Annotated in this window: 9 protein-coding genes; 7 read left to right on the top strand and 2 right to left on the bottom strand. The window is 70.7% G+C overall.

Going from position 1 to position 10,027, the window contains the following annotated elements:
• From Q0D75_RS18150 to Q0D75_RS18135, 4 genes are all read left to right on the top strand, one after another.
• Nucleotides 1–746: sugar ABC transporter substrate-binding protein (locus Q0D75_RS18150; RefSeq protein ID WP_291056778.1), on the top strand; the 746-nt coding region annotated here is incomplete at its 5' end.
• Nucleotides 747–871: 125 nt separating this feature from the next.
• Nucleotides 872–2,380, top strand: coding sequence for a sugar ABC transporter ATP-binding protein (locus Q0D75_RS18145; RefSeq protein WP_291056777.1), 1,509 nt, complete (start codon nucleotides 872–874; stop codon nucleotides 2,378–2,380).
• Between the two features lie 5 nt (nucleotides 2,381–2,385).
• Nucleotides 2,386–3,423: an ABC transporter permease gene (locus Q0D75_RS18140; protein ID WP_291056774.1), complete on the top strand. Its 1,038-nt coding sequence runs from the start codon at nucleotides 2,386–2,388 to the stop codon at nucleotides 3,421–3,423.
• Nucleotides 3,424–3,470: 47 nt separating this feature from the next.
• On the top strand, nucleotides 3,471–4,031 hold the full coding sequence (locus Q0D75_RS18135; RefSeq protein WP_291056772.1) for an SIS domain-containing protein: 561 nt from the start codon (nucleotides 3,471–3,473) through the stop codon (nucleotides 4,029–4,031).
• A 27-nt stretch (nucleotides 4,032–4,058) separates the two neighbouring features.
• Here the strand turns inward: Q0D75_RS18135 and helR are convergent, their stop codons facing one another.
• Nucleotides 4,059–6,263, bottom strand: a complete 2,205-nt coding sequence (helR, locus tag Q0D75_RS18130; protein WP_291056770.1) for an RNA polymerase recycling motor ATPase HelR — start codon at nucleotides 6,261–6,263, stop codon at nucleotides 4,059–4,061.
• Between the two features lie 250 nt (nucleotides 6,264–6,513).
• On the opposite strand from helR, the gene Q0D75_RS18125 reads away from it, so the two are divergent.
• From Q0D75_RS18125 to Q0D75_RS18115, 3 genes are read left to right on the top strand one after another with little or no spacing between them, the layout of a single operon-like run.
• Complete coding sequence (locus Q0D75_RS18125; protein WP_291056768.1) at nucleotides 6,514–6,849, top strand: ATP-dependent DNA ligase; 336 nt, start codon at nucleotides 6,514–6,516, stop codon at nucleotides 6,847–6,849.
• Between the two features lie 47 nt (nucleotides 6,850–6,896).
• Nucleotides 6,897–7,922, top strand: a complete 1,026-nt coding sequence (locus Q0D75_RS18120) for a DUF4432 family protein (protein ID WP_291056766.1) — start codon at nucleotides 6,897–6,899, stop codon at nucleotides 7,920–7,922.
• A complete protein-coding gene (locus tag Q0D75_RS18115) occupies nucleotides 7,919–8,650 on the top strand; it encodes an SDR family oxidoreductase (RefSeq protein ID WP_291056764.1) in 732 nt (243 codons plus the stop codon). Before Q0D75_RS18120 ends, Q0D75_RS18115 begins: the two co-directional genes overlap by 4 nt.
• A gap of 58 nt (nucleotides 8,651–8,708) precedes the next feature.
• Here the strand turns inward: Q0D75_RS18115 and Q0D75_RS18110 are convergent, their stop codons facing one another.
• Nucleotides 8,709–9,992 (bottom strand): DUF445 domain-containing protein, encoded by a 1,284-nt coding sequence (locus Q0D75_RS18110; RefSeq protein WP_291056762.1) that lies wholly within the window; start codon nucleotides 9,990–9,992, stop codon nucleotides 8,709–8,711.
• Nucleotides 9,993–10,027: the final 35 nt, after the last annotated feature.

Genomic DNA, 10,027 nt, shown 5'->3' with positions numbered 1-10,027 from the left:
TCGTGCCGGCGATCGAGTACGCCAACGACGCCAGCGTGCCGATCGTGGCCATCGACGAGGCGCCCGCCTCGGGCAACATCGCCATGATCGTGCGCGCCGACAACGTGAAAATGGGCGCTCTCGCGTGCGAGGAGATGGGCAGCCGCGTGAAGGCCGGCGACGCCGTCATCACGCTCGACGGCGACCCGGTCACCTCCAACGGCCGCGACCGCACCAACGGGTTCAACGACTGCATGGCCGAGAACTACCCCGATGTGAAGCTCGTCAACGTCGCCACCGAATGGGACCCCTCGAAGGCGGCGTCCGGCATCGAGACCGCGATGAACCAGTACACGAACATCGCCGGCATCTACAACCAGAGCGACGCCACCTTCTTCCCGACGATCCTCGACACCCTCGACTCGCTCGGCAAGCTGATCCCCGTGGGCCAGCCCGGCCACGTGGTGCAGGTGTCGGTCGACGCCAGCCCGATGGCGATGACCGCGATCCGCGACGGCTGGCTCGACGCCGCCGTGGCGCAGCCGATGACCGACTACATCGACTACGGCGTCGACTACCTCACCCGCGCGATCTCGGGCGAGACCTTCGAGGCCGGCGAGACCGACCACGGCAGTGTCATCGAGGAGCGCAACGGCAACCTGGTCGACCTGCTGCCGACCCCGGTCGTCACGGCCGAGAACGTCGACGACCCGGAGCTGTGGGGCAACAAGGAGTTCGCGCTGCAGGCCTTCGGCGTCGCGGAGTAGACCCGCTCGACCCCGGATGCGCGGGCCGGCTCCCCCGGGCCGGCCCGCGCATCCGGCCTCCGCACACCCGACATCCCCTTCCCCGCGGCCCGAAACCCGAACGAGAGATCCGACACGGAGACGTCATGACCACCCTTTCACCGAGCACCGTGCCGGCCATCCAGATCGATGGCGTGAGCAAGACCTACGGAGCGACGAAAGCGCTGCAGGACGTCTCGGTCTCGATCCTCCCCGGCCAGGTGCACGGACTGATCGGCCGCAACGGAGCGGGCAAGTCCACCCTGCTGCGCATGATCACCGGGCTCGAGCAGCCCGACACCGGCTCGCTGCAGTTCTTCGGCGAACCCGCCCCCGCGGCATCCGACCCCAAGGCCTGGCAGCATCAGGTCGCCTGCGTGTACCAGCGCCCCTCGGTGTTCGCGAACCTCTCGGTCGCCGAGAACCTCTTCGCCGGCCGCCTGCCCACCGACGGCGTCAAAGTCTCCTGGCGCCGCATGCAGAGCGAGGCCGAGCGCATCCTGGCGGCCTGGAACATCCAGCTCAACCCGCGCACCCTGCTCGCCGACGCCCCGATCGAGGAGCGCCAGATGCTCACGATCGCCAAGGCGCTCGAGGCCGGCAGCCGCATCGTGCTGCTCGACGAGCCCACCGTGCAGCTCGAGGGCGCGGCCATCCGGCGCCTGTTCGACAAAGTGCAGGAGCTGCAGCAGTCGGGCGTCACCTTCGTGTTCGTCTCGCACTTCCTGCGCGAGGTCACCGCAATCTGCGACTCGGCCACGGTGCTGCGCGACGGCAAGCTGCTCTGGTCGCGTACCGGCGACGACATCCGTTCCGACGACCTGGTCGAGGCCCTGCTGGCCGGCCAGGAGCAGCAGCGTCACCGCGCCGACACCAAGTCGATCTCGCTCGCCGGCGTTCCGGCCCTGTCCCTGAAGGGCGTCGGCGACAAGGCCGGTGCCTTCACCGACATCTCCTTCGACGTCGCCCCCGGCGAGCTGGTCGCCATCGGCGGCAGCGGCGGATCGGGCAAGTACTCGGTCGGCGAGGTCGTCGCCGGCCTCCGCAAAGCATCTGGCGGCGAGGTGCTCGTCGACGGCGAGCCGCTGGTCACCGGCACCGTGAAGACCAGCCAGCGCGCCGGCATCGGCTTCGTGCCCGCCGACCGGCACCGCGACGGCTACGTGCCGCAGCTGAGCGTGGCCGAGAACATGACCATGGGCATCATGGATCAGATCGCCCCCGCCGGCGTGTTCTCGCCGAAGCGCCGTACCGCCATCTCGAGAGAGCTGATCCAGGATGTCGCGCTGGTGCCGCCGAACCCCTCCCTCGCGGTCTCGGGCCTCTCCGGCGGGAACCAGCAGAAGGTCGTCCTGGCCCGCGCGCTCGCCCGGAAGCCCCGCGTGCTCGTGCTGATCTCGCCCACCGCGGGCGTGGACATCGCCGCGAAAGACGCGATCTACGCCCTGATGCTCCGCGCCCTCGCCGACGGCGTGGCCGTGCTGCTCATCTCGGACGACGTGGAAGAGCTGCTGGTCAGCTCCCGCGTTCTCATCATGCGGGAGGGGCGGATCGCCGCCGAGCTCTCGGAGCCGATCGAAGAAGACATCGTTAGAGCCATCGAAGGCCTGGAGTGAAGACCATGACAAACACCACCGCCACCGCGCCCGCATCCGGCAAGGCGCCGCGCCCCGGCGCCCCGAAGAACCGGGCCCTCGGCGCCGTCGTTCAGAACGTACGCGAGCTCAGCGTGCTTCCGGGCCTCGCCATCGTGATCGTCGTCGGCGCGCTGGTCAGCCCCGCGTTCCTCTCGGCCGCGAACCTCACGCTGATCCTGCGGCAGTCGGCCGAGCTCGGCATCGTCGTGATCGGCCTGACCTTCATCCTGCTCACCGGCAAGCTCGACATCTCGCTCGAGTCGACCGTGGGTCTCGCGCCGATGGTGGCCGCCTGGCTCGTCATCCCCGCGGCCGTCGGCGGCCTCGGCTCCGACATCGACCCGCTGCTGGCAATCCTGATCACACTGGTGATCGGCGCCGGCATCGGACTGTTCAACGGCTTCATGGTCGTGAAGGTGAAACTCGATCCGTTCATCGTGACGCTCGCGATGCTCATCCTGCTGCGAGGCATCACCCTGGGCATCAGCCAGGGCAAGACGCTGGCGGGCCTGCCCGAGGCCTTCCGCTACATCGGCTCGGCCCGCTGGGCCGGCATCCCGGCCGCCATCTGGGTCACCGCGATCCTGTTCGTCATCGCCGGCCTCGTGCTGCGCTACACCTCGTGGGGCCGCGCGCTCTACGCGATCGGCGGCAACGCCGACGCCGCCAAGGCCGCGGGCATCCGCGTCGACTTCGTGCTGATCACGGCCTTCGTGGCCGCCAGCACGCTCGCCGCCTTCGCCGGCCTGATGCTCGCCGGCCGCCTCGCCTCGGTCACCAGCGGCATGGGCGAGAACATGATCTTCAGCGCGCTGGCCGCCGCCGTGATCGGCGGCGTGCAGCTCACCGGCGGACAGGGCCGCATCATCGGCGCCCTGATGGGCGTGCTGCTGCTCGGCACGCTCACCAACGTGCTCACGCTGGCCGGCGTGCCGACCTTCTGGATCAACGCCGTCTACGGCGCCGTCATCCTGATCGCCCTGCTGGTGGGCCGCTTCGGCGCCAAGCCGGGCCTGCGCTGACGCCGGCTGCGAGACTTGCAATCGAGATGACAGAGAAAGGACCGGACATGTCGGAATTCCGCGAGATCAGCGCCGCCGTCGTCGAGGAGCTGGGCGAGGTGTTCCGTCGGGTTCCCCTCGACCACATCGAAGCGGCGCTCGACGCCCTCGAGAAGCACCAGCGCATCTTCGTGCTCGGCATCGGCCGTGAGGGTCTGGGCTCCAAGGCCTTCGCCATGCGCCTCACCCACTTCGGCAAGACCGTGCACTGGGGCTGGGACGACACCACGCCCGCCGTCACCGCCGACGACCTGTTCATCATGCCCACCGGCCCGGCGAACATCCCGCACCTGCACTACATCGCCGAGCAGGTGAAGAAGACCGGTGCCACCCTGCTGGTGGCCACGGCGATCCCGGATGGCCCGACCGCGCAGCTGGCCGACATCGTGCTCACCGTCCCCGCGCACACCTACGGCGCCGAGGGCGACGTCGTGCCCACCATCCAGGCCATGGGCAGCCTGTTCGAGCAGTCGCTCTGGATCTTCTGGGACGTGCTCTACCTCATGCTCGTGCGCCGCACGGGAGCCCGCTTCGAGGATCTGGTCGCGCGCCACCGCAACTTCGAGTAGCGCGCTGCAGGTCGGCGCCGGCGCCGCTCAGTCCGAGCTCAGCAGCACCAGCTGCCGGGTCGTGCGCGTCATCGCGACGTAGCGGTCGACCGCGCCCTCGATGCCGTCGCCGAAGCGGTCGGGATCGACCAGCACCACGAGGTCGAACTCGAGGCCCTTCGAGGCCTCCGGAGCGATCCAGCGCACACGCGGATCGGCCGGCAGGGCATCCGGGGCGGGCACGCCCAGCCCGATCACCCCGGCGATCCCGTCGTTCGCGGCCAGCCAGTCGTTCAGGATGCGGCGCAGCTCGCGGGTCGCGGCTCGGGTGACCGGGAGACCGCTCTCGCGGATCGATACCGGCACGTTGGCATCCGGCAGCGCGGCCCGGATGACGGGCTCGGCGACCGCCATCACCTCCTGGGGCGTGCGGTAGTTGATGCGCAGGGAGGCGAGCTCGACCGAGCCGAAGCCGACCCGCTCGAGGCGCTCCTGCCAGCTCTCCGGAAAGCCGTGCCGGGCCTGCGCCCGGTCGCCCACGATCGTGAAGCTGCGCGACGGGCAGCGCCGTAGCAGCATCCGCCATTCGGCGTCGGTCAGCTCCTGCGCCTCGTCGACGACGACGTGCGCGAACGGGCCGGCGAGGAGGTCGGGGTCGACCGACGCCAAGGACGACTCGTCGACGAGCGAGTTCCGCGCATCCTGGCCCCGCAGCATCCTCATCAGGCCCAGCTCGCTGTCGTCGGCCGCGATCAGCTCGTCGACCACCCGGGCCATCTGGGCCTGCTGCTCGGCGAGGCCGGCGTCGTGCGCGCGGCGGTCGCGGGCGTCGTGCGGGTCGCCGATGCGCAGGCGGGCGGCGTCGAGGAAGGGCAGGTCGGAGACGGTCCAGGGGTCGCCGGCCGGACGCTGGAGCGCCTCGAGGTCGGAACCCGCGAGCCAGGGCGCGCACGACCGCCGGTACGACGGCGTCGACCACAGGTCGCCGACGACGCCCACCGGGTCGAGCACCGGCCACACACGGCCGAACACCGCCCGCAGCTCCTCACTGCGCCCGAGCACACGCCGCAGCCGCTCCGCGGGCACCTCGCCCGCGCCGTCTTCGCCGCCGTAGTCGTCGGCGTATTCGTCGACGAGGATGCCCAGCAGCTCCTCCCACACTTGGTCGCGCGCCTCATTGTGCGGGGTGGCCGCATCGGCCGCCGCGAACGCCTCGCGCCACTCGCCCGGACCCACCCTCACCTCGCACCACGGCGTCTGGATCGACAGCAGCACGGTCGGCGGCTGCTCATGATGGCGCACCGCCGCCTCGACGGCGTCCACCAGCCGGCCGTCGGCCTTGAGGGCGGCGACCCGCGGATCCCGCTCGGGGCCTGCCCCGAGCGCATCCGGAACCAGGTCGCGCAGCGTGCCCATCCGCACGCCCTCCTCACCGAGGCTCGGCAGCACGTCGGCCACATAGGAGAGGTAGGCGGGGGTGGGCCCGATGAACAGCACGCCGCCGCGGCGACGCTCGAGCCGCGGGTCGGAATAGAGCAGGTAGGCGGTGCGGTGCAGCGCCACGACGGTCTTGCCCGTGCCCGGACCGCCGTCGACCACGAGGGCGCCGCGGGAGCCGGCCCGGATGATCGCATCCTGATCGGCCTGGATGGTTCCGAGCACGTCGCGCATCCGAGGCGACCGGCTGGCGCCGAGGCTCGCGATGAAGGCGGACTGGTCGTCGAGCGCGGCGGCATCCTCGAGACCCTCCGCCGTGAAGGCCTCGTCCCAGTAGTCGACGACGTGCCCGTTCGCCCAGCGATAGCGGCGGCGGCCGGCCAGGCCCATCGGATCGCCGTGCGTGGCCCCGAAGAAGGGTTCGGCGGCGGGCGAACGCCAGTCCAGCAGCAGCCGCCGGCCGGTGGCGTCGTCGGTGAGGCCGAACCGGCCGATGTAGACGGGGGCACCGGCCTCCGCACCGTCGGCGCTGCCGTCAGGGACCATCCGGCCGAGGCAGACGTCGAGGCCGAAGCGCTGCAGAGCGCGCCGACGGGCCGTGAGCCGGTGGATCTCGAGATCGCGCTCGAGCGCCTCCTGCCCCTCACGGCCTGCGGAACGCCGGAGCACGCCGATCCGCTCGGTGAGCTCGAGGATCGTGGTCCGAAGGCTCGCGGCGATCTCGCCGAAGTGCTGTTCATCGGGGCCGACCGAGGCCGGATCGGCCTTGGCACGCAGCCGGTCGGGCAGAGTGAAGACACGCGATTCGGTGGTCATGGTCGACGATTCTCGCCCGCGGAGGGGGTCTTGCCGCAAGCCCGGGGGTCGGCTATACCTTTAAGTAGGGCAAGGGGAAGCCCTGGTCGTCCACCGGATGGCGACGTATCATCCACTCCGCCTACCACGGCTGGGGTTCGTCGTCTAGCCAGTCAAGCGATCATGTCGGATGCGTTAGAGTCGATTCGCTAGATTGTCTAGCCAACGGGCGCAGTTCCGCCCGGGTCTCCTACGGATCGAGGGTGTTGCAGTGGGCAAGTTCATCTACGGCGCCGGCGGTCTCGAGATCGAGCTCGACGACCGGACGCTCGCCCATGTCAAGGTCGCCATGTTCTCGAAACTCCGGCGCAACGAGTCGTTCTCGTTCTCCTGGCAGGTCGACCTCGAGGGCGGCAGCGGTCGGCACTCCATCTGGATCAGCCCGGCGTCGCTCATCCACTTCCACTTCTTCGGCAACCGCCCGCCGGCCCTCAACCGCAGCTGGATCCGGCAGATGGTCACGGCCGCCAACGACGGCGACCTGCGCCTCACCGCCGAGCCCGCGGAAGCCGACACCCCCGGCGACCCCTCGCGCGGCCGCTGGTAGCTCACCGCATCCCGACGGGCGATGGCGCCCTCTGAGAGACTGACAGCATGAGCAGCAGTCGGCGGGAGATCGAGGCGCGCATCGGCGCGGTGGAACGGGCCTGGGGGCCGCGCAGCGTGCGGGCGCAGAACGGGCCGGAGGGTGGGCGGCGGCAGATCGACCTGCGCAGGCTCGGCGGGCTGTCGATCACCGTGGAGCCCGACCAGTTCCTCGATCTCGGGGTCGCCGAATGGAACGGCGACGTGGTCTCGGTCACGACCCCCTCCACCTCCTCGCGCGCCGAGAGCTGGGGGCGCCGGTGGCTCGGCGGGCTGCTGACCACCTGCGGACTCACCGCGGTGGGCCGGGCATCCGTGGAGGAGGGCGGGATGCACGGCCGCGCGCATCTCGTCGCCGCCACGGTCACCCGGGCCGAGGGACGCTGGAACGGAGACGCCTACGAACTCGAGGTCGCGGGATCGATGCGCGAGGGGGCGATCTTCGAGCAGAACCTCACCGTCGATCGCACCATCTCGGCCGAGCACGGGGTGAGCCGCATCTCGGTCTCCGACGTGGTGCGCAACGAGGGATTCGCGGCGGTTCCGCTGAAGCTGCTCTACCACATCAACCTCGGCTGGCCGCTGCTGGATGCCGGTGCGCACGTGGAGGCCGACGCGAGCCCGGCCGCATCCGGAGCCGACGCGAGCGCAGCGGCATCCGGAACCGACGGCGTCGGCACCCCGGACGCCCGCTGGAGCCGCGAGCTGGGCGCTCCCGTGCCCGGGAAGCCCGAGAACGTCGACGCCCTGGTCGCGGTCGCCGGTGACGACGGATGGAGCGTGGCCGAGCTGCACGCCGCCACCACCGTCGTCTCGGTGCGGTACCGCACCGAAGAGCTGCCCTACCTCACCGTCTGGCGCAGCGAAGCGGCGGGTTCCTACGCGCTCGGCATCGAGCCGGGCACCTGCTGGCCGAGCCACGCCGAGGGCCCGGACGAGGGCAAGACGGGCCGGATGCTCGCCCCGGGCGAGTCGTTCACCACCCGCCTCGAGATCACTTTCACCGCCCGCGACGACGACAGGAGTCACGCATGACCGAGGATCTGAACGGCCGGGTCGTCGTCGTCACCGGCGGTGGCGGCGGGATCGGGAGCGAGATCGTGGCACAGCTGGTGCGATCGGGCGCCGAGGTGATCGCAGCCGGCCGCACCGAGGAAGAACTCGAGGGCGTGCGGAGTGCGCACGGGGTTCGCGGCCTGGTGTTCGACGTCTCCGACGAGGACGGGGTGGAGGCGGCGCTTGCGGGTCTGGATCTGTACGGGCTGGTCAACTGCGCCGGTTTCGGGGGTCTCGTGGCGCCCTTCGTCGACGCGGGCGCGGACATGTTCGATCGCGTCATGAGTGTGAACGCGCGCGGCACGTTCCTCGCCACCAAGTACGCTGCCCGCTCGATGATCCGCGTCGGCCGGGGTGGGTCGATCGTCAACATCTCCAGCCAGGCGGGCCTCGTGGCGCTGGAGGGGCATGCGTCCTACGCCGCGTCGAAGGCGGCCGTCGACGGGATGACGCGCGTGGCCGCCCTCGAGCTCGGACCGCACGGCATCCGGGTGAACAGCGTGAACCCGACCGTGGTGATGACTCCGATGTCGGCGTCCTACTGGGGGCAGCCGGAGATCGAGCAGCCCTTCCTCGCCGCGATGCCGCTCGGGCGGTGGGCCACCGAGGCCGACATCGCCGCGCCGGTGGTGTTCCTGCTGGGGGACGGCGCCCGCATGATCACCGGGGTGTCGCTCCCGGTGGACGGCGGCTACACCGCTCGGTGATCCGCCGCCCGGTGGCGCCCCTCGGGAAGCCCCGCGGGACGCCCCTCCGGACGCTCGGTCAGGCGAGGAGGGCGTGCACCCCGGTGGCGATCGCGTAGATGCCGACGCCGGCGATCGCGCCCACGACCGTGCCGTTGATGCGGATGAACTGCAGATCGCGGCCCACCTGCAGCTCGATCTTCTGCGTGGTCTCGCGGGCGTCCCAGCGCTGCACCGTGTCGCTGATCACCGAGGCGAGGTCGTGACGGTACTTCTGCACCGCGTAGCCCGCGGCGTCGGCGATCCAGGCGTCGATCTTCGCCGAGAGCGCCGGGTCGTTCGAGAGCCGCACGCCCACATCGACCAGAGCGGATGCCGCGGCCGTACGCAGCTCGCTCGACGGATCGGCCAACGACTCGGCGAGCGTCGTCTTCACCGCTTCCCACAACTGCCCGGCGAAGGAGCGCAGACGCGGACTCGCCAAGAATTCGGCTTTGATCTCCTCCACCCGGTCGGCCATCGCGGGGTCGTTCTGCAGCCGGTCGGTGAGGTCGGTGAGGTAGCCGTCGATCGCCACACGCAGCGGATGCTCCGGATCGTCGCGCACCGCGTGCAGCAGGCCGACCACCTCGCGATGCGCGCGCTCGTCGGCGAGGCCGCCGACGAACCCGGGAACCCAGCGGGGCATCCGGGTGGACACGACCTGGCCGAGCGCATCCGGATGCTCGATCAGCCAGGACTCCGCCGCGTCGACCAGCGCGTCGACGATCGCGCGCTGCTGGTCGGCGGCCACGAGCTCCGACCCCACCCGCCCGAGCGTGGGCGCCCACTCCCGGTCGAACAGGTACTCCCGGGCGAGTCGTTCGATGAGGCTCTCGACATCGCTGTCGCTGAAGAAGCGAAGCACGCCCTGCGCCACCACGGCGCCCTCGGCGCTCGCCCGCTCCGCGTTCGCCGGATCGGAGAGCCACTCCCCCAGCCGGTCCGCCACGCTGAAGGTGGCCAGCTTGCTGCGCACCACTTCGTCGGAGAGGAAGTTCTGCTCGACGAACTCACCGAGGCTCACCCCGATCTCGTCTTTGCGGTTCGGGATGATCGCCGTGTGTGGGATGCGCAAGCCCAGCGGATGCCGGAACAACGCGGTCACCGCGAACCAGTCAGCGAGCGCCCCCACCATCGCCCCTTCGGCTGCCGCCCGCACGTAGCCCAGCCACGGGTACCGATCCTGGAGCGCGAACGCGACGGCGAACACGATCGCCGAGAGCACCAGCAGGGAGGTCGCGAGCATCTTCATGCGCCGGAGCGCAGCTCTCCGCTCGAGGTCGGCCTCCGTCAGCAGGGTGTCGCGCGTGGTGGTGCTCATGATGTTCCTCCCGGGCCGCCGCACTCACCACCGTA

Origin of the sequence: Herbiconiux sp., from assembly GCF_023264855.1 — a bacterium.
In the GTDB taxonomy this organism is placed as follows: Bacteria; Actinomycetota; Actinomycetes; order Actinomycetales; family Microbacteriaceae; genus Herbiconiux.
The sequence above is the reverse complement of the archived record's forward strand: the minus strand, read 5'-3'. Positions and strand labels throughout refer to the sequence as shown.

Excerpts from the sequence above, each read along its gene's own strand:
- Q0D75_RS18145 (WP_291056777.1), top strand. The coding sequence starts at position 872 with ATGACCACCCTTTCACCGAGCACCGTGCCGGCCATCCAGATCGATGGC.
- Q0D75_RS18140 (WP_291056774.1), top strand. The coding sequence starts at position 2,386 with ATGACAAACACCACCGCCACCGCGCCCGCATCCGGCAAGGCGCCGCGC.
- Q0D75_RS18135 (WP_291056772.1), top strand. The coding sequence starts at position 3,471 with ATGTCGGAATTCCGCGAGATCAGCGCCGCCGTCGTCGAGGAGCTGGGC.
- helR (WP_291056770.1), bottom strand. The coding sequence starts at position 6,263 with ATGACCACCGAATCGCGTGTCTTCACTCTGCCCGACCGGCTGCGTGCC.
- Q0D75_RS18120 (WP_291056766.1), top strand. The coding sequence starts at position 6,897 with ATGAGCAGCAGTCGGCGGGAGATCGAGGCGCGCATCGGCGCGGTGGAA.
- Q0D75_RS18115 (WP_291056764.1), top strand. The coding sequence starts at position 7,919 with ATGACCGAGGATCTGAACGGCCGGGTCGTCGTCGTCACCGGCGGTGGC.
- Q0D75_RS18110 (WP_291056762.1), bottom strand. The coding sequence starts at position 9,992 with ATGAGCACCACCACGCGCGACACCCTGCTGACGGAGGCCGACCTCGAG.